The sequence below is a fragment of the Halobellus sp. EA9 genome (assembly GCF_051195055.1).
Taxonomy (GTDB): domain Archaea; phylum Halobacteriota; class Halobacteria; order Halobacteriales; family Haloferacaceae; genus Haloquadratum; species Haloquadratum rubicundus.
Genome location: NZ_JBNTJW010000017.1, coordinates 20,078 through 38,157 on the forward strand (window position 1 = coordinate 20,078; position 18,080 = coordinate 38,157).

At 58.5% G+C, this 18,080-nt stretch carries 17 protein-coding genes; 6 read left to right on the forward strand and 11 right to left on the reverse strand.

All coding sequences use genetic code 11. The features are described 5' to 3' along the window. Positions 1-87: 87 nt before the first annotated feature. The 4 genes from ACQUQ0_RS16185 (at position 88) to ACQUQ0_RS16200 (ending at position 3,905) form a co-directional block, all read left to right on the forward strand. On the forward strand, positions 88-825 hold the full coding sequence (locus ACQUQ0_RS16185) for a hypothetical protein (RefSeq protein WP_435186637.1): 738 nt from the start codon (positions 88-90) through the stop codon (positions 823-825). Between the two features lie 214 nt (positions 826-1,039). Beyond that, positions 1,040-1,918: a hypothetical protein gene (locus tag ACQUQ0_RS16190; protein ID WP_435186639.1), complete on the forward strand. Its 879-nt coding sequence runs from the start codon at positions 1,040-1,042 to the stop codon at positions 1,916-1,918. Between the two features lie 274 nt (positions 1,919-2,192). Then, positions 2,193-2,390 carry a hypothetical protein gene (locus tag ACQUQ0_RS16195; protein WP_435186641.1) on the forward strand — a complete coding sequence of 66 codons (198 nt, stop codon included), beginning with the start codon at positions 2,193-2,195 and terminating at the stop codon, positions 2,388-2,390. Between the two features lie 393 nt (positions 2,391-2,783). Further along, entirely contained in the window at positions 2,784-3,905 is a 1,122-nt protein-coding gene (locus ACQUQ0_RS16200; RefSeq protein ID WP_435186643.1) for an ATP-binding protein, read from the forward strand. A gap of 126 nt (positions 3,906-4,031) precedes the next feature. Here the strand turns inward: ACQUQ0_RS16200 and ACQUQ0_RS16205 are convergent, their stop codons facing one another. Both ACQUQ0_RS16205 and ACQUQ0_RS16210 read right to left on the reverse strand, forming a co-directional pair. Then, a complete protein-coding gene (locus tag ACQUQ0_RS16205; RefSeq protein WP_435186644.1) occupies positions 4,032-4,457 on the reverse strand; it encodes an ArsR/SmtB family transcription factor in 426 nt (141 codons plus the stop codon). A gap of 133 nt (positions 4,458-4,590) precedes the next feature. Then, positions 4,591-4,938, reverse strand: coding sequence for a winged helix-turn-helix domain-containing protein (locus ACQUQ0_RS16210; protein WP_435186646.1), 348 nt, complete (start codon positions 4,936-4,938; stop codon positions 4,591-4,593). A 150-nt stretch (positions 4,939-5,088) separates the two neighbouring features. On the opposite strand from ACQUQ0_RS16210, the gene ACQUQ0_RS16215 reads away from it, so the two are divergent. Beyond that, entirely contained in the window at positions 5,089-5,667 is a 579-nt protein-coding gene (locus tag ACQUQ0_RS16215; protein ID WP_435186665.1) for a response regulator transcription factor, read from the forward strand. Positions 5,668-5,684: 17 nt separating this feature from the next. Here the strand turns inward: ACQUQ0_RS16215 and ACQUQ0_RS16220 are convergent, their stop codons facing one another. From ACQUQ0_RS16220 to ACQUQ0_RS16240, 5 genes are all read right to left on the reverse strand, one after another. Then, positions 5,685-7,232, reverse strand: a complete 1,548-nt coding sequence (locus ACQUQ0_RS16220) for a bacterio-opsin activator domain-containing protein (protein ID WP_435186648.1) — start codon at positions 7,230-7,232, stop codon at positions 5,685-5,687. Positions 7,233-7,298: 66 nt separating this feature from the next. Beyond that, a complete protein-coding gene (locus ACQUQ0_RS16225) occupies positions 7,299-8,396 on the reverse strand; it encodes a sensor histidine kinase (RefSeq protein WP_435186650.1) in 1,098 nt (365 codons plus the stop codon). Positions 8,397-9,698: 1,302 nt separating this feature from the next. Further along, positions 9,699-10,415, reverse strand: coding sequence for a CPBP family intramembrane glutamic endopeptidase (locus tag ACQUQ0_RS16230; RefSeq protein WP_435186652.1), 717 nt, complete (start codon positions 10,413-10,415; stop codon positions 9,699-9,701). A 228-nt stretch (positions 10,416-10,643) separates the two neighbouring features. After that, complete coding sequence (locus tag ACQUQ0_RS16235) at positions 10,644-11,156, reverse strand: PAS domain-containing protein (protein WP_435186654.1); 513 nt, start codon at positions 11,154-11,156, stop codon at positions 10,644-10,646. A 66-nt stretch (positions 11,157-11,222) separates the two neighbouring features. Continuing rightward, positions 11,223-12,272 (reverse strand): sensor histidine kinase, encoded by a 1,050-nt coding sequence (locus ACQUQ0_RS16240; protein ID WP_435186656.1) that lies wholly within the window; start codon positions 12,270-12,272, stop codon positions 11,223-11,225. A 224-nt stretch (positions 12,273-12,496) separates the two neighbouring features. On the opposite strand from ACQUQ0_RS16240, the gene ACQUQ0_RS16245 reads away from it, so the two are divergent. Further along, positions 12,497-13,162, forward strand: coding sequence for an AIM24 family protein (locus tag ACQUQ0_RS16245; protein WP_435186657.1), 666 nt, complete (start codon positions 12,497-12,499; stop codon positions 13,160-13,162). A 187-nt stretch (positions 13,163-13,349) separates the two neighbouring features. On the opposite strand, the gene ACQUQ0_RS16250 is transcribed toward ACQUQ0_RS16245, so the two are convergent. The 4 genes from ACQUQ0_RS16250 to ACQUQ0_RS16265 form a co-directional block, all read right to left on the reverse strand. After that, positions 13,350-14,816, reverse strand: a complete 1,467-nt coding sequence (locus ACQUQ0_RS16250) for an amidohydrolase family protein (protein WP_435186659.1) — start codon at positions 14,814-14,816, stop codon at positions 13,350-13,352. Positions 14,817-15,026: 210 nt separating this feature from the next. Further along, on the reverse strand, positions 15,027-15,233 hold the full coding sequence (locus ACQUQ0_RS16255) for a hypothetical protein (protein ID WP_435186661.1): 207 nt from the start codon (positions 15,231-15,233) through the stop codon (positions 15,027-15,029). Between the two features lie 43 nt (positions 15,234-15,276). Continuing rightward, positions 15,277-15,717, reverse strand: a complete 441-nt coding sequence (locus ACQUQ0_RS16260) for a methyltransferase family protein (RefSeq protein WP_435186666.1) — start codon at positions 15,715-15,717, stop codon at positions 15,277-15,279. 367 nt (positions 15,718-16,084) lie between these two features. Further along, positions 16,085-17,710, reverse strand: coding sequence for an ATP-binding protein (locus ACQUQ0_RS16265; protein WP_435186663.1), 1,626 nt, complete (start codon positions 17,708-17,710; stop codon positions 16,085-16,087). Positions 17,711-18,080 lie beyond the last annotated feature (370 nt).

The window sequence follows — 18,080 nt, forward strand, 5'->3', positions numbered from 1 at the left end:
CGGAACGCGACGACGGCGCCCCCGTGGGATTTCCGAACGAGAAACGCTGCACGACGTTTCACACGTCCCACCCTCGTCGCACCACGTATGGCCCTCCAGTTAGGCACAGCGATCGGGCGTGGTGCCCGACGCTCGCTTTCGATCAGTGGCATCGTCGCGCTCGTCCTGATGATCGGTTATCAGGTCCTCTTCGTCGGATCGTTCAACGCGGTCATCGTGGACACACTCCCATCGGGGGTTCGCCCCGGCGACGCCGGGGTCGGCTTCGCGCTCCCACTGCCGACCGAGGTCGCAGCCGGACTGGCCGTCTTCGCGCTGTTGCTCGGCATCGGCGTCTTTCTCGTGACCGCACGGCTATTCGCACGTGACCCCTCCGATCTCTCGTCGCTCCCCGGACACCTGTTCACCCGGCGTCTCGGCCGTGCGTTCCTGTCCGCGTTCGTCGTCAGTGTCGTCCTCGGGGTGGCGATCACGGTCGGGTTCGCGTTCCTCATCGTTCCCGGCCTGTTTCTCGCCGTGAGCCTCCAGTTCGCGGTGTTCGCTGTCGCCGTCGAGGACACCGGCCCCATCGAGGCGTTCCGTCGGAGTTGGGAACTGGCGAGTGGCAACCGCTGGCGACTGCTCGCCCTCGTCATCCTGTTCGGTGTCGTTGGCGCTATCGGTGGGGCGATCGGATCGCTACTTGCCTTCGTCTCGCCGTCGGTCGGGCAACTCGCCTCGCTCGTCATCAATTCGGTGTTCGTTATCCTGATGTACGGCATCATCGCCGATTCGTTCGTGCAACTGCGCGGTGGATCGGCGTCCTCGATGCGTTCGCTCGCCTGAGGCGGGGTTGTACTGCCGCCCCGGCAGTTTTGGATGGTGACACAGTCAAAGGTGTTCACAGCCAGCCCGTTGCTAACTGCGAAATCCGGTTTGAACATTCAATAGCCAGCGAATGCGTCGTATCGATATGCAACCCCGACTACTCGTTGCCACAGCCACAGCGGTCTGTCTCGTTGCACTCGCCGGTTGTTCACAGCCCGCCGGGTCGCTCTCGATGGACCCGGTCAACGACACTGAACTGGCCGACCACGCCAGCACGACCGTCCCCGAGGATGAACTAGCGGCGGAAGACGAACGCGGCCCGCAACCACAAGTTCTCAGTCGAGCCGTCCAGAACGAATCCGCGACGGTCGCTGCGACGGACCCACCACACAAGAACAATTCGACGGTATACCGGACTGGCAACCGGTTCTACACCCTTTCGTATACGACTGTAGGCACGACGAGCGGGCGGGAAGTGACCTATAGATTCGACGGAAACGCGACTACGGACGAGGCAGATCGGAACGGGTGGGCGATCGTCGCGTACAACGACTTGCCGCCGGTCGACAGGGCGATGCTTCGTACTCCCCTGTCGGTGATAACGGCTGAGGAAGGCAGTCGGTCAAGCATCAAGGAGAGGCGAACGTATAGTCCAGCTGAACTCAACCAGTCGGTCATCGCCGACCAGCGGTACGACGCGATCAGATACGACGGAACGTTGGTCGAAGTCGACGTCGCGTCGAGCGAACCACGCCCCCTGACCGTCTATCAGTACCGACCGAGACCTGTTGCGACGACCGCTGACGCGTACGCCGCCTGTCTGCGGGACGAGTACGTGTTCGAACTGTCGGGGCTCGATCCGAACACGCGAGAGACTGTGAACGAGGCGGCCGACGGAACGTACCGCGCGGAGAACACCAGCGACACGGCGTTTCGGTCTCTCCTCGAGACGTTCCACAGCCACACGGCGGTTTCAGCGAACACCGCGTCCGGGTCGTGGATCACCCGATACGAGGGGCGACTCTACTGGGTCGACCTTCGGTACACCGGCTTCGAATCCTACCGAGACTCCCGTCCGCGGGTGCGAGCCCCGGCGGCTGTCTGTTCGTGACTGGAGAGTGTTCGGTCGGAGGGTGTTTCAACTGCGTCCGAGACGGTCACGGCGTCGATACAGGTAGCACGTTAGGAGTGGAACCGAAGCGAGCAGTAGTGGCGAGAAGACAGCAGCCCCGAGGTGTACGAGGCCGCCGAGGCTCCACACGATACTCGGCGACCAGTGCTCGTCGTCACCGAGTGCTCGAATGTCTGCGAGCAGGCACACAAAAACGACGAGGGCCACGGAGATACCGCCCCAGAACGAAGCCACTGCGAGGACGAATGACGCGATGCCAGTAGCGACGTTCGGATCACCGCCTGACGAGGACACGAGAATAAACGTCCGCAAACCGAAGTCGGAGAGGAGCGTCGCCACCGCAACGAGGGGGAATAGGGCGACACCGTACCACCACGAACTCGACATAGTGTTAATCGAGGAAGAAATAGTAGTCACACAGAGAGGCGTCGTGTCTCAGGAACACCAGTAGTGTAGAGTGCGTTCTAGCTTCTTTCATCCGAGAGTCCTCGCTACGTACGACTCCGTGGGTCGGCGACGCCATCGCGACCCCTCCGTTCGGCCAGCCAGCCGCCGAAGCGGCCGGCGAGCGCTCCGAAGAGGACCACTACTACGAACAAGAGGCTCTGTTGAAACCCTCTCCACGTCTTGCGATTTGCTGAGAGGCTAGTTCCCAACCGTACCTACGAAAACCGGCGCGAAGAGTAGCTCCTCTCAATGTCAACTCTGAAGGATTTCAACAGAGCCGTTCGAGAAGAACAGGCCAAACGAGTTCCGTCCATACAAGGCTGAATCGACCGTCACCGAGGTCGAATCCCGGATCGAAGAGCGACCGAATCAGTTCGCGCCGATCAGCGGTGCTGAATTGGGCGACACGGAAGTGAGAGGCTACCACAGCGTCCCGAGCGACGGTGTCAACTGGGTCGTCGTCAAGGAAGTACCCAGGTCGAAGGCGCTGGCTGTGACCCACCAAGTCCAGACCGACTTGACGGTACTAATCGGGCTCACGGTCGTCGGATTCGTATTGATTAGCGGCATAATTCACTTCGGCTTGATCCGTTCGATCAGACGGCTATCGCGTCAGGCGGAAGCAGTCGCCGAAGGTGATCTGACGGCCGAGATTCCGGACGGAAACCGGATCGACGAGGTCGGACAGCTTAGAGTCAGCCTTTATAAGACGAAGGCGTTTATCGAAACGATCACCGAGCAGGCCGAAAAGATCGCCCGCCGAGAGTTCGACGACGCGGCTCTGGAGGAAGAAATTCCGGGTCCAGTCGGGGAGGCGATGGCCGATATGCGCGACGATCTAGAGCGGTTCATCGAGGAACGAGAACAACGCGAACAACGGCTCGAGGTGTTCAACCGGCTGCTCAGACACAACCTCAGAAACCGGCTCGACGTGATCAGAAGTCACACTGAGCAGTTGGCCGACCAAACGGATGGCGACGATGCTGAGGCCGTCTTGGCAGCAACGGACCGGCTGGCGTCGATCGGCACGCGTGCCAGACGGATTGACCGTCTGATGGCCCGTGACCCCGACCCAACGGTGGTTGATCTCACATCGGTGGTTCCTAGTCTGCTCTCGCAGATCACATCTGACGACGTCACGGTCAACACGGATTTCCCGTCGACGGCCACGCTCCGGACCGACGCCGAGAGACTGCAGACGACACTGACCAGCCCGCTGGAAAACGCAGTCAAATACGCGGAGTCGAGTGTAGCCGTCTCGATAGCGCCGACGGCCAATAAAGAAGGGTACAGAATCGCTATCAGCGACGATGGCCCCGGTATTCCAGCGGCCGAGCTCGAATCGCTGGCGGCCGGAACCGAAACCTCCCTCCAACATAGACGCGGACTCGGACTCTGGCAACTCAGGTGGGGCGTCGATGCACTCGGCGGTGACATATCGTTCGAAACCGACGACGGCACGACGGTCAATATCACGCTCGCCGATCTCACCGACCAAACTGAGACGGAGACCGAGTGAGACAGCACCGGTAGCCCAAACCCGTCGCGAGTCGGCTTCTCGTCACTCGGTGGTTCGATCGATAGCGTCCATCGGTGAACGGTGGTGTGACGATTGTAACATCCGAGAATAGGGCCCCGTCGTTCGTCACTGTGACTGATCGGCCGCTCCGAACTGTACGACGAGTTTCTCGGCTGTGAGGGCATAGACGGTCATTTCTCTACCCTTCACCGAGTACCACGTGTCGATCGGTTCGACGAGGCCGTTCTCTTCGAGGCGTCGCAAGTGATGATCGACGTTCTGTATCGACGTATCGACTCTCTTTGCGATCTCGGAGGTCGTCTTCGGGTCGCCGTCCAGCGCCCCCAGAATTGACTGTGCGGTCCCCGACGACAACACAGCGAGGGCGTCTACCTGCGAGTCACCGGAGACGGTGAGATTGGCTCGCTCACGAGGGCTGTATTCGACCTTGGTCTGACGTGGAAAGGCACTCGTCATCGTCTCTACCAGTATACGTGTACTGCTTCCCCTGTAATCGGAGGCTATCAATGCGGACTCGGCCAGTAGCAGCAATCTAGTTATGCAGATATCGTCTCCTTGACGGAGGGCAGTTTTCCACTGGGTCCCCTACAACGAGTTACCGATCGCCCGGTCCTGTGGTCCGCGGCCGGTCCTGACGTTCTGACTCGATCGGAGGACGGCGGGATCAGTCCGCGATGTCGACCATAGCCCCGATTCCGTCGTCCAGGGAGATAGAGATAGAGGTCGGCACAGGCTCGAACCGTTCCTTGTGATGGCCGTCGTCACAGATCATCATCTCAGTGCGAACGAGGCCCGCATCACGAAGGTCGTTGAGGCGACGATATGCCGTCGCCCGCGAGACATCCGCTGCCTCGGCCACTGCACGGCCGCTTCGTGGCTGCTTCGTGATCGTCTCGTACACGCGTCGAGTGTATTCGTCGCCGAAGAGGTCGAACAACTCGGATGCCGAGAGGTCGATATCTTCCGTCCAGTTCGGTTGCCGCTGCGATTTTGGGGTCGTGTTGACCGACATACGCTTAGAAGGACGCCGTTCGTACTGGATATTGGGTGTATGCATGCAGACCGCGTGACGGTCGTGACTCTAGGAATGCAGATGCGCTGCTCGGAGAAGATTACCAGTTATATGGCTGCAGCCTCGACATCACGTAAGCAACCGAAACAGATGTCCGGAAACGATAGCGCGGCGGACGTACGCACCCTCGTCGTCGACGACGAACAGGAGGTTGCAGACGCGTATGCGCTCCGACTGCGAGGTTACTGCGACGTCGAGACCGTCTACAGTGGAGAAGCCGCGCTTTCGACAGTCGCCGATACGATGGTCGATATCGTCCTTCTGGATCGGCATATGCCGGGTATGTCGGGTGATGACGTGCTATCAGAACTGGTCGAACGGGGATACTACGGACGGGTGGTGATGGTAACGGCGGTCGATCCTGGGATCGAAGTACTCGATATGCCGTTCGACGACTATCTCTGTAAACCGGTGGACCGCGAAGATGTCCGCGCGGTCATCGATCAGCAGCGACGGATCCTCGCGTACGAAACGCTTGGGGAGTACTTTAGCGTGGAAGCCAAGCGAGCGGTGCTGGAAGCCGAACTGGACGCAAAGAAGCATCGCGAGCACGAACGATTTGTAGCGGTGGCTGAGCAGGCCGAGCAACTCGAAACCCGATCGAGACGACTGCTGACTGATGACGACATCCTCGACCGGTTCGAGGAGATCAATCGTGAGGAGTTGTGAGGAGCGCGTCGATTCCATCACTCTCTTTCAGATGCTTTCCTCCGTCCATCGAGATAGGCATCCAGAAGCTTCCGCTGGCCGGCGCGGAGGTGATGGAGCAAAGTCGACCCCGTGATGTCCAGCGAGGTGGCGACTTCCTCGGCCGTGCTTCCCCGCGGTGACTCGAAGTAGTCGGCGAAGTATGTGGTTTGGAGGACTGTCCGCTGTCGCTGTGTCAGCCGGTCGTCCAATTCGTCGCGGAATTCGCGGGCAGTCGTCACGGATCGCTTTCGCTCCGCCTTCGAGACGAACTTCGCGTCGTGCTCCCGGCTGACGGTATCCACGATCCGGCGGACATCACTGTCTGGCGGAAGGTCCACGACGAGGCGTCCCGTTCCCCCATCGAAGCTGGCATGCCGGACAGTTCCACCGAGCGAGGAGATTGCGAGTAGCGGAGTCGAGCCACAGGTGGTTAGTTCGACCCGACCACCGGAGTCGGATTCGCTAATAACTCGTGTCGCGCTGATTTCTCTCATCCCCGCGGTCTCTTGGTCGAGACGGTCGATTCCATTCCCTTCGATGGAGACGAAACAGAGCAACGCATCGTCAGCCTGTGGAACCAGCCCTTCCAGTTTCAGCGTTGAATCGAGCGACTGACTCAGTCGCGTCAGCACCGAGCTTTCGCCGAGTTCGAAGGTAATTTCGGTGACGGTGTCAGAAAGCAGCAGGTTCCGATTTCGAACCGCAGTGATCGCGAACCCGGCTATCTCACCCAGCGTCTCGAAGCTGGCCCGTTCCCGCTCGGAGAACGCTTCGGTGCCACTGGCGTAGACGCCGACGACACCGTGGACGTTCGACCCGTATACGACCGGAATGGCCAGTGCCGACTGGACGCCATCAGCAAACCCGGCCTTCCGGACCGATTCAGGGACCCCGGAACTGTCAGTGAGTGGCTGTGCAGCCTGCAGTCGACCGCTTTCAACTGCACGCTCCTCCGGAGTCGTCACCGTCTCGTCGTCGAATGCGTCGCGAACAGCTTCGAATATTTCGCCAGTCTCGCCCGCGACGGCACGGGAAACGAGGCCGTCACGTCCCACACCGCGTTCTCCTACCCACGCGAATTCGTACAGGCCGGTCTCACCGAGCCCCCGACAGATCGTGTCGGCGATTTCTTCACGGGAGGAGGCATCAACGAGCGCCGCGAGGATGTCCGAACGCACATCGTCGATGAGCTCCGTCCGTTTGCGCTCTTGTCGGAGTTGTTGAAGCGACTGTTTCTCGCGTCGACGCTCGGTCACGTCTCGAACGTAGACGGTCCCGACTTCAACAAGCGCAACGACGGAGACGGCAAGCCACCTGTCGAGGGCAGGATAGTACTCCTCGAAGTCCGTCTCGGTGACGGATTTGCCGTCGAATGCGGTCAGGAGGGTGTCGTCGACGGATCGAGGGAACACGTCGGCAATGGGTGCGCCAGTTGGGTTCGTAGCGTCGATCAGCGTCCGACCGATGTCGTTGCAATCTAGGACGATCCCTTCGGTCGAGACTTCGAGAACGCCGATCGGCGCCCGTTGCAGCTGATCATCCATAGCTGGGAGTGTCGCGTTGGCCTGTTCGTTCTCGATCAGTCAAAAGTGCACGCTCAGCCATCGGCGTTAGAACCGAATTTCGAACCGTGCTCCCCCACAGTCGGCTGTGGTAAGCGTTACGTTCCAGTCGTGGGCGGCGATGATTTGCTCGACGATCGCAAGGCCAAGTCCGGTTCCGCCGTTCATACTCGAGTGGCCCGGCTCGAAAACCGTCTCCCGTTCGTCGGCCGGAATACCCGTGCCATCGTCGGCGACGTAGAAGCCGTCCTCCAACGCGCCGACGGTGACCGTCAGGCTGCCTTCGGAGGTCGTCCCTTCGCCTCGGTCGAGCGACTGGTCTCGGGTTCCCGGACTTCGTTCCCCCCGGTCCCCGTGAGTGTTCGGGGCGGGAGCGTCCGGGTCGTAATCGACCGAATCTCCGGATTGCGTCCGGTTGCCCGTCGCACCGTGTTCGACGGCGTTCCGGAATAAATTCTCGAACAGCCGTCGAACGTGTTCAGCGTCGGCAGTGACAGTAGGGAGCGATCCGATGAGATCGAGTACCGCCCCATCAGTGTCGACTGATTGCCACGCGTCCGTCGCTACGGTTTCGATCGAGACCTGATCCGACGGGTCCACGACGGCGTCCCCTCGTGTGAGGGTAAGGACATCGCGAATAATTCGTTCCATCCGATCGTGTGCGTCGTCGACCGATTCGAAGTGCTCCGGATCGCCCGTCTCTCGTGCTGCTGTGAGATGTGCCTTGGCGACGTCAAGCGGATTACGCAGGTCGTGGCTAAGCACGCTACTAACCTGATCGACGGCGGGCAGTTTCTCGGTAGTCGGACAGTGCTCCAGATCTGAGAAGACGAGATACCCGGCGCCTTCCTCGGACGGGATCACTCGTGCGAAAAACGTCCCCCGATCCCCGGGGTCATCGAGATAGATCCCGACACGATCGCCGCGGACGACGTGAGTTATCGGCTCCCGATTACCGGTGGTAGCACTGTGTCTAAACCGGTCGAATACCGTCGAGACGAAATTTTCAGGTGAGATCTCTCCGAACCGTCGCTCGAAGCTCGCGTTCGTCGTCGTGATGCGTGCGTCACGACCGTCGACGGCGTAGGCGAGAACGGGATCCGGAAACGCGTCCACCGGGATCGCCGCAGTACACTCGTCGGTCATTAGCCTCCTGTCGTCCCCCTGTATACCCGTTGCGGACGCGCCAGCGTCGACAGCTGGCGGGGACGCCTCCGGTGGGAACGGAGTCGAACACGATTCATACATTTATGCTAGTTCGGACGTGTGTTGACTATTGCCCCTTGATTCTGACTCAGAAACACCGCGTCTGAGTCTCGCGGTTGTTCTTTTGAGGTTGTCGAGAAGACAATAGCTGTGCTATATGTAGTAGCCATCCGCTCGGGATCCGCCAGGAACAAGCCGTTGAATAAAGAGATGCTACGCAGCAATTGGTCGTAGTTTATTTTGACTCGCTAGCAACGAAATAGCCGTTAGATGAACGTGCGTAGCTTTACTCCGTATTAGTTCTGATCTGGTATAGCAACAGGCCGCTGGTTAAGAGAAGCCCTCCAAATGTCAATTCAAATATGCCGCCCGGAAGTAACTGTGAGTAGCCTAATAATGGGTTAGTGAGTATTATTACACCAACGACTAGAACGAATAGAGATGCAATGTATTTTGAGCTCTCCTGATAATTCATCCCTGCAAACTTGTCGTATCCGATTTGACTAATATTTTGACGTACTGTCTTGACCGAACTACTCTGATCGAATTAGAGAATGATTCTGTGCGAGAATTGCTCTCCGAACCCCAATATTCCACTGAGTGCCCCCTCGATAGAAACACCCACATAGCCAGCAACGACACCGATTACTGACACTAAGGCCACGACAACGAGTGCCCTGATCCGGTGCATATCAAACGGAATAGACTGCCCACCGAGTACATTCATCGCCTAACACCACCTATCTCTATCCGTTTCACGAGATAGTTTGACTGACCGATGCGAGAAGAGCCACACCGTCCGAAGTGGCCCACCGAGACGGCAACCTGTGTTGTACTGCGCTGTCGTATCATTACCTGATTATGGTGCAGGCCAATGAAAGACCCGAGAGGGCTGTTTCTGGCCGAGAAAAAGTGTCCACCCACTAAATGGCCACTCCGTTTCAAGACACCAGTTCTGACACGGTGCGGTCAGAGTGGAACGACTCAGTGCTTTTCAGATCACTTTGCTCGAAGATATTCACACCGGATGGTTAGCCGACGCGGCCGTCTCGGTGTGAGGTTGACGCCGGGTGGGTCCTGACTTGATCCTCTGGGTCGGTCACGCGATTACTGACAGGAGATATATGATTCTGGAGTGCTGGTGCAAAATGGAAGGTGCATGCGCAGCACGCGCACACTGAGAATCGAGGTCCTCTGATTCGGTCAGCACTGGTCAGGACGTACACTCACAATGAGAACACACTAGAAGGGAGCAATGAGCCAGTGACCCGCGTGCGCAATGATCGGCACAGTCAAGTTTTGCGTTCGCTCGTAGCCACCGGCCGCAAGGACACCAAAGATGCTCGTGAGCAGCATCGACACAACCCCACCTGAAAGGAACAGATGCATCCCACCGAACAGGAGGCCGCCGACGAGCACCCGACCGGGCGACCCGATTGCTGGTTCGAGCGCATCGTGGACCACTCCTCTGTACAGTATCTCTTCCATGGGTGCCATCACGACGAACATGACCACCAGCCCTGGCACAATAATTTCCGGGTGGTTCAAGAATACGCGCCCCGTCACTATGCCACTGTGTGCGCCGTGACTCAGCCCGATCATTGGTAATACCGGCGTCACCGCTCGCACTGTAACCTCGTACCCGACCGGTATGAGGCCGATCCACGCGACCCCTTCAACTGAGGGGATCTGAATCCGGTCCAGCGGAGTGTAGTCGTCACGCCACCAGATGTAACAGGCGGCGACGAGTCCGAACCCTGGTTGGACAATGTAATTATCTAATAGCTCCCCAAATAGTGTCCATTCAACTTCGATGATGGCAAACAGTGGATTGACGACGACGATTGACACAAAGGCGGCAATAACACCCAGTGCTGCAAGTCCCACGGCACTGCCCACACTCCGAAACATCTCTCGCACTCCTGAATCTGGCCTCGCAACGTCGCTCTGAGTTTCCATATGCGTTCTCAAAAGACGTTAGGTTATGATACAGAAGGCCGAGTTTCTGGCTGTGAAACCTGTCCCGCTCCGAAGGGTGGTTCACTCGGACCTGTGTGAAAACAACGGATGGCCGACTGCTGACTACACCCTCTGTATTCAGCACGGCTCCGACAACCTATCAGCAACTGAGGATTTCAACAGAGCCTCCTCGGCATAACTTCCACGACGGCGTGTCGAGAGGCCACGCTAGCGCGACTCCCGGTCGCGCTCGCGGCCTTTCAGCCCCGCAGTGACGTAGATGTCAGCGTCGCCGAGACTGCGGCAGATCGTTTCAGCGATCTCCTCACGGGAGGTGGCACCGACGAGCTCCGCAAGGATTTCCGAGAGTACGTCCTCAATGACAGCCGTTCGTTTGCGCTCGGTTCGCAGCTGCTCAATAGACTGTTCGTAGCCTTTCTGTTGCGTTACGTCTTGGAGATAGACCGTGACATCCTCGTCGGTAGCTGTGACCGAGACATCGAGCCACCGTTCCAAATCAGGGTAATACTCCTGGAAAGACGTTTCAGTGACCGAATCGTCTTCAAATGCGACCAAGAGCGAATCCTCGACGGAACGAGGGAAGATCTCCGCGAGAGGCGAGCCGGTCGCGTCATCCGGCGAATCGATCAGTGACTGAGCGACCTCGTTTAAAGTAGTCAGAGTCCCATCCGGAGAGGCGACGAGGACGCCGACAGGAGCGTTCTGAAGTCGGTCATCCATAGCTACTAGCACCGTGTTCGTTCGATAATGGTCTATTGGTTCTGTCGGCAGGATTCGCCATCGGAGTCAGAAGCGAATCTCAAACCGTGCACCTCCGTTCGTGGCGGTCGTGAGCGTCAACTCCCAGCCGTGGGCAGCGACGATTCGGTCGACGATTGCAAGCCCGAGGCCTGTTCCGTCGTCCCGAGTCGAGTACCCCGGGTCGAAAACCCGGTTCTGCTCTTTCGAAGGGATACCTGGACCGTCATCAGCGACGTAGAAGCCGCCCTCCAACGCACCAACGGAGACAGCCACCGCACGTCCTGAATCCGTCTCCGGTTCTCGTTCCCTTGCTCGCTCGTCGACGTCTGAACCATGTTCGACGGCATCGTCGGGCTCCGCCCGACTGCTCGTAGAGCCGTGCTCCACGCTGTTCCGGAATAAATTCTCGAATAGTCTCTGGAGACGGTCTGCGTCGGCACTGGTAGTCGGGAGCGGCTCTCTAATATTGAGCGTAGCATCATTGGTATCGACAGACGCCCATGCATCCTTCGCGGCGGCTTCGATCGAGACGGTATCCAACGGATCCACCGGGGTGTTGTCTCGCGTGATGGTGAGTACGTCGCGGATGATCCGTTCCATCCGGTCGTGTGCGTCTGCGACGGCGTCGAAGTGCTCGGTTTCTCCAGTCTCCCGTGCTGCTCTGAGATGTGCCTTCGCAACGTCGAGCGGATTACGAAGGTCGTGACTGATCACGCTGCTAACTTGGTCTACGGCAGGGGCCTCCGCAATCTCGAGACACTGACTCACCCCGGAGAAAACCAGGTATCCAGAGTCATCGTCAGTAGGGATTATTCGAGCGAAGAACGGTCCTTCCTCGCCGATCCCGTCGAGATAGATGCCGACGCTGTCGCCACGACTGAGATGTGTCACTGGCTTTTCGCTCCCCGTCGAGTTGACAACGCTAAACTGCTCGAATATGGTTTCGACCGGCATCCCGCATGAGATACTATCAAAAATTGACCCAGAGGCTCCGTTTAGTGCTGTGATACGAGGCACGCCATCTTCGACGGTGCAGGCGATGACTGGATCCGGGAATTCGTCGAGCGTGATTTCTATGCTATGCTCATTTGTCATCGCTATTCTACACCCCTACAACGTTCCAGGCGATGTTTTCCCAGTTCGATGATCGCTGGTTGCACCATCGACAGAGAGCGTTCCGATACCCGCGTATGTTGTCTCGTTGGTCGGGAGATATGTATAGTGTTACTTGCCGATTCTGGCTCAGAAACACAGGGCTCGAATTAACACTGTCCCCCCGAGAATCCCTACTGAAGCCACTTCAGACCGGCTTCGTAACTATGGATATTGAGCAATTCGCCTCCGAACACGTCACAACGGAGACCGACGCACCGTTCCAACTGGAGAACAGCTACACGCTCGACGTCGCCGTCGATGGGTCAGTGCTGGCGAAAGCTGGGTCGATGATCGCGTTCACGGGCGATCTGTCGTTCACCGGGAAAGCATCCGCTGAGGGCGGGATTACTGGATTTATCAAGCAGGCTGCGACAGGCGAAGGGACGCCAGTCATGTCCATCGAAGGGCAGGGGCACGTCTACCTCGCCGACAGTGAGAAGAAAGTCCAGCTGCTCGAACTCGATGCCGATGATTCGATTACGGTCAACGGCGAGGACGTCCTCGCGTTCGACCCAGACGTCTCGTACGAAATCTCCTCGATGGACTCACTCGCCGGCGCGTTCGCTGGTGGTTTCACGAACGTCTACCTCGAGGGTCCCGGGTACGTCGCCATCACAACACATGCCGATCCGATAGTCCTCGAACCCCCCGTCTCGACCGATCCAAGTGCAACGGTCGCCTGGAGTGGAACCTCCCCGAATGTCCAGGTCAACAAGAACCTCTCGGACATGATCGGTCAGGAATCCGGCGAACGGTACCAGATGAACTTCGGCGGCGACTCTGGCTATGTCGTCGTCCAACCGTACGAGGAAAACGCCGGAGAAGCATAGAGACGGCCTTCTCTGTTGGATTTTGAATCTCTGATAGTACTGACGTGCGAGATACCGAGCATATATTCAGCAAACAGTCGTTGATCAGGCCATCCGTTCTTTGCTGGGACAGCAGTCGACTGGCTAGCTTCAGATATCGGCAAAAACTGAGGGTCGTCGCTATCGAACCAGGCTCGTTCATATGGTGTCAGAACGGGAATCTGTCCCTCACCGACTGGAACGCGAGACGCCCAAGCAACTGAGCGGGTCCGCGCTTTGGCAGATCCCGGGCGACAGCCATCTTCTTTGGTGGCTCACTTCCACCGATGCCGAGTTCCCAGTCCGTCTCCGACGTGAAACGTTCGACCGCCCATTCGGCGCGCTCGCGTACGGCATTAACATCCATCGTCCCTACCTCTCCCTCTTCCATCAGTACATCGCCGTCGACGATGACCGCCTCCACGTCAGCGGGTGCCGCGTTATTGGCGACCTGTGCCGGAATGTTGGTCAGCGGCGTGAACTTTGGGGAGTCAACGTCGAGCAGGATGACGTCGGCCTGCTTGCCGGGTTCGAGGCTGCCGATCTCGTCACCGACGCCGAGGGCCTGTGCACCTTCGATAGTGAGCATCCGCACCAACTCCATCGAGTGGTACTGGCCGGCCGACCGCTTAAGATTAGCCGCGAGCCGGGCCTGTCGAGCCTCGCCGAACAGATTGTACGAGTCGTGCCAGTAGTGATCGTCGACGCCCAGCCCGACGTCGACGCCTGCCGACCGGAGTTCTGGTACCGGCGTCCATTGCACATCGTCGCCCGTGTTCCAGTAACAGAAGATAGACGGACAGTGCGCGACCCACGCGTCCGCATCGGCAGTCCGCTGGATGTCCTCGTCATCGGCGAGGCGGAAGTGGGCGGCCACCAGCCGGTCGTCGAGGAGGCCGACATCGTTGAGGAGACCGAGCGAGTCCTCGGCTCCGTTCGACCGCGCCATAGTGTTGCTCGCCTCTAGTTCGAGCAGGTGGGTGTGGACGAGCAGGTCAGGATACTCGGCGGCGAGACGGGCGGTGCGCTCCCACAGATTGCGGGTACACGACCAGTCGTCGTGGGGGCAGATCGTCGCGTGGATCCGTCCATCGTATGTGTCGTGGTACTCGTCGATGAACTCACGAGCGCGTTCGAATTGTTCGTCGACGGGGACGTCCCAGAACAGGTCCGAGAGCGCCATCCCGAAGAACCCGCGGAGGCCCGCCGCGCCGAACGTCTCCGCGCCCGCACTCGGGCGGACGTCCATCGAGTTGACGGTGGTGACGCCGCCGGCGAGAAAGTTGAGCGCGGCGAGTTCGTACCCCACTTTGGTGAGGTAGTCGTACTCGCCCTCGGCGATGTTGCCGAAGATGGCGGTCATCCCGCTCGTCATCTCCACCAGATCGAGGTCGCTGAATGCGCCGATCAGCGGCGTCAGTTCGAGGTGGGTGTGCGCGTTGACGAGCCCCGGCATCACGAGTTTCTTCTCGCCGTCGATGACGCGGCCCGCCGCGATGTCCGGATCTCCGTCCCGGGACGGTCGTACCTCTGTGATCCGACCGTCCTCGATGAGCACCGTGCCTCGGTCGTAGAGTCGATTCCTGTCGTCAACCGTGAGAACGTACGCATCGTGGATCGCGATGTCAGTCGTCATCTGCGTTCACCTATCGTGTGGGGTACCTGGTTCGTCGCTGCCTGTCTTCACCCAGTCGAGGACGCGGCCCCGCTCCGAGCGTTTGTAGTATCGCATCTGGTCCGGGGCGACCGGCCAAAGGGGAGTGATAGCCTGCCACTGGTAGTAGAGTAGCTTTGCCCAGCGGGAATCACCGACCGCGGCGTATCGGCCGATGTCGAACGATGGCCCCTACTGCAGATCGGGAACGATGCCACGCAAGTTCGACAGATACGTCGGGAGCGTCCAGTTCGGTGCTTCTTCGTACACGTGGACCGTGCCGTATTCTGCGGTCTTCTCCGCGGGGAGGTCGTACAGTTCCCTGAACCCATCTGTGGTGCAAATACCGACACGAACGGCGACGACATCGTCGGCAGTTGCCTCGAGGACATCGAACATCGGATCAGGGCTATACGCTGTGTTCGCAAGCCTACAACGAGCGTCAGTCATCGGTGTGGGTGTGTCCGATAGTCGTACTATCCGCGACGAGCTTTTTCATCGACGCCGTACCGGCGAAACGCGGTGTCTGCGCACAGTATCGTTCGTATTCGTCACCGTACTGTTCACGGAGCCACGGTTCTTCGGCGAACGGGAAGAGGAGGTAGATGAGGGGGGTCAAGAGGCCGTGGGCGGCTAGCTCCTTCGAGTTGACGGCGAGGAGCGTACCGACGATGAAGGTGGCGAACCCGACGCTTTGGGGATTCCTCGTGTACTTGTAGATGCCGTCCGTGCGAAGTTCCCCTTCTCGGCCACTACTCTCCATCCAGCCGAGTTCGAACAGGGCAGCGAGGGAAAACGCCATCCCGAGCACCGAGAGCAGGGTACCGGCGGCTCTGAGTGATGTGTTCGTGATATCGAACGAATTCCAATGCCGGTGGGCCAGTACAGGGAAGCCGGCGAAGACGACCGAGAGGGCTCACCAGTCGACCCACCACCGCCATCTGCTGTCACCGATCGGCCAGAGACGCTCGTCGGGGCGGAGCGCACCGAGGGCGTATCCAGCGAGTAAGACGGCATCAGCCACAAGCGTGATCTGGAGAGCACGGTTTGACTTCGGGGCCATACCCGGCGATGTTTCCTCCAGAATCATATCAATTGGGTGAACGACACCTCTGATGCGGCACTTTCGAGGCTCGCTTTGTGACCGATACGCGGCCCCCATCACTCGCTGAGATTTCAACAAAGCCAACAAATTCAGTGACCCCTTACTGAGGATGGGAGTATGGCGGTCGGGATATCGCATATGGTAATCACGCCGACTGGTTGGGGACTTCGATTCGAACGGTCGTTCCATCCGTGACGTCGAAGGAAAGCTCACCGTTGAGCTTGGTGACGCTCCATTTGAGTTGCCACAAGTCGAGCCCCGTGCTGTGTTGAAGCGAGGTTTCAGTTTCGGCGTCGAGCGACGCTAGTTCGGAGTCTGGAATTCCCGATCCATCATCCGAGATACTGATCGAATAGCCGTCAGGGAGTGTTTCAACCGCGACAGTGACAGACCGTTTGGCATGTTTGATGGCGTTCCCAATTGCGTTCTTCAGCGCGATGCGGAGTGCCTCCCAGTCAGTCTCCAGCGATGCTCTATCTGGAGTGTCGAGCGTCACGGCTACGTCAGCATCAGTTGGCGTTAGGTCTCGGATTGTTTCAGTTAAATCACCGCGTGTTGTTGCGGGTTGGCGAGAAAGCAGCTCGTCTATCGTACGCGCCGTGGAGCTGAGTTCTGCGAGAGCATCTGCCGAATTTCGAATTGTGGCGGCGTAGTCGCTGTCGGTCTCATCCGTGATTACCTCAGCGTTGCTCTTTATCACATCGATCCTGTTGCGGAGGTTGTGTCTGAGAACACGATTCAGCACCTCGAGACGCTGTTTGCGAAGCTCTCGTTCCGTAACGTCACGCAGGCTGAGAAGAGAGCCCAGCCGACGATTGTGCTGGTCCGTAAATGATGTCACCTGCGGGTCGAATTTTCGGTTGCCATCATTCGTTTCCAGTCCCACCGTCTCTGCCTTCTTTAGCGACGGAACCGAGAGACTGGTCAGCGACTCGAATGACTCGCCAAGCGGACTGCTCGGTGAATCAGCGAGCGTCTCGGCCGCTGCTTCATTTAGTTTGATGACGCGATGTTCACGGTCGACCACGATGACGAGATCGTCGGTTTCGCGAGGAATCGCACGTTCGCCGAGTGCGCCGATCGCAGGAGTCGAGTCGAACATCCGGTAATGGAAAATGGCCAACGCCAACCCTCCAGCTGGCACCACGAATGCGACCGCAAAAACGCCAAAGATGAGCAAATCGCTTGTTTCGCCGGCCATCATACTGGTCGAATTAACCAGTACGAGGGGCGTGATACTGGCAAGTGCCAGACTCATCCCTTGCGACAACGGGAGATGTCCGTACTCGTAGGTCGTTCGCAAGAGCAAGTAACACCCGACCCCAAGAAGGGCGACAACATACAGCAGCGAGAAGGCTCCAATTAGATTGGCGACTACAGGTACCTCGATGGAGTCGGTCATCCGTGACACGACGATCAGACCGATACCGGCGATGGGCACAGAAACTGTAAGGACAGTCTCCCAGCCAACGTCGATTTTTCGGCCAGTATATTTGAGGGCGAAGAGAAACCAGGGCACCATTGCAACTGCCCACGCGATGAGCCCGATGTCTGTCCACAATGGAACATTCGTATCGGGAACGGCTGCACTCCCGGTGAGAATAACCACAAAGCTGCTGATGGCGCCGAGACCGAAAATGACCGCTACAGCTGCAAATGAATCGGCCCCCGGCTCATTCCATCGACGATAACTATAGACTCCGAGCCAGCATAACCCAATTCCGGACAGTACCAGCAGGGTCAAGAACCCTTCGCGAAGTGGGATGGGCATATACCGCAATCACGACCGCATCGTAAAAACAACACCTACGCTACCTTCCCGTCTAACCCCGTCACCGTCTATCCCTGTGGTGACGATGCGCGTTCTGAATGTAGCGAGTGCGTCTCTCATTCTGTATTGAAGCGGCTCTGTTGAAATCCTCAGGGGTTGATACAAATGGTCTGCTGAATATAGAGGGTGAAGTCAGCACCCACCTAGCGTCAACCTCACACTGAGACGGCTGCGTCGGTCGACTATCAACTGTGCATATTTTCGGGCAAGTTTGTCTGAGGATGGGGCCAAGCTCAGTCGATCACATCGAGACCGTTCTGACTCCTCCAGTAGAGCTTGAATCTGCATCTTCGATGCATTGCTGATCCTC

What these genes read in the sequence shown, in the direction of transcription:
- ACQUQ0_RS16245 (WP_435186657.1), top strand. Translation starts at nt 12,497, where the DNA reads ATGGATATTGAGCAATTCGCCTCCGAACACGTCACAACGGAGACCGAC.
- ACQUQ0_RS16185 (WP_435186637.1), top strand. Translation starts at nt 88, where the DNA reads ATGGCCCTCCAGTTAGGCACAGCGATCGGGCGTGGTGCCCGACGCTCG.
- ACQUQ0_RS16230 (WP_435186652.1), bottom strand. Translation starts at nt 10,415, where the DNA reads ATGGAAACTCAGAGCGACGTTGCGAGGCCAGATTCAGGAGTGCGAGAG.
- ACQUQ0_RS16250 (WP_435186659.1), bottom strand. Translation starts at nt 14,816, where the DNA reads ATGACGACTGACATCGCGATCCACGATGCGTACGTTCTCACGGTTGAC.
- ACQUQ0_RS16265 (WP_435186663.1), bottom strand. Translation starts at nt 17,710, where the DNA reads ATGCCCATCCCACTTCGCGAAGGGTTCTTGACCCTGCTGGTACTGTCC.
- ACQUQ0_RS16240 (WP_435186656.1), bottom strand. Translation starts at nt 12,272, where the DNA reads ATGACAAATGAGCATAGCATAGAAATCACGCTCGACGAATTCCCGGAT.
- ACQUQ0_RS16190 (WP_435186639.1), top strand. Translation starts at nt 1,040, where the DNA reads ATGGACCCGGTCAACGACACTGAACTGGCCGACCACGCCAGCACGACC.
- ACQUQ0_RS16235 (WP_435186654.1), bottom strand. Translation starts at nt 11,156, where the DNA reads ATGGATGACCGACTTCAGAACGCTCCTGTCGGCGTCCTCGTCGCCTCT.
- ACQUQ0_RS16210 (WP_435186646.1), bottom strand. Translation starts at nt 4,938, where the DNA reads ATGTCGGTCAACACGACCCCAAAATCGCAGCGGCAACCGAACTGGACG.
- ACQUQ0_RS16255 (WP_435186661.1), bottom strand. Translation starts at nt 15,233, where the DNA reads ATGTTCGATGTCCTCGAGGCAACTGCCGACGATGTCGTCGCCGTTCGT.
- ACQUQ0_RS16220 (WP_435186648.1), bottom strand. Translation starts at nt 7,232, where the DNA reads ATGGATGATCAGCTGCAACGGGCGCCGATCGGCGTTCTCGAAGTCTCG.
- ACQUQ0_RS16215 (WP_435186665.1), top strand. Translation starts at nt 5,089, where the DNA reads ATGTCCGGAAACGATAGCGCGGCGGACGTACGCACCCTCGTCGTCGAC.
- ACQUQ0_RS16195 (WP_435186641.1), top strand. Translation starts at nt 2,193, where the DNA reads ATGCCAGTAGCGACGTTCGGATCACCGCCTGACGAGGACACGAGAATA.
- ACQUQ0_RS16225 (WP_435186650.1), bottom strand. Translation starts at nt 8,396, where the DNA reads ATGACCGACGAGTGTACTGCGGCGATCCCGGTGGACGCGTTTCCGGAT.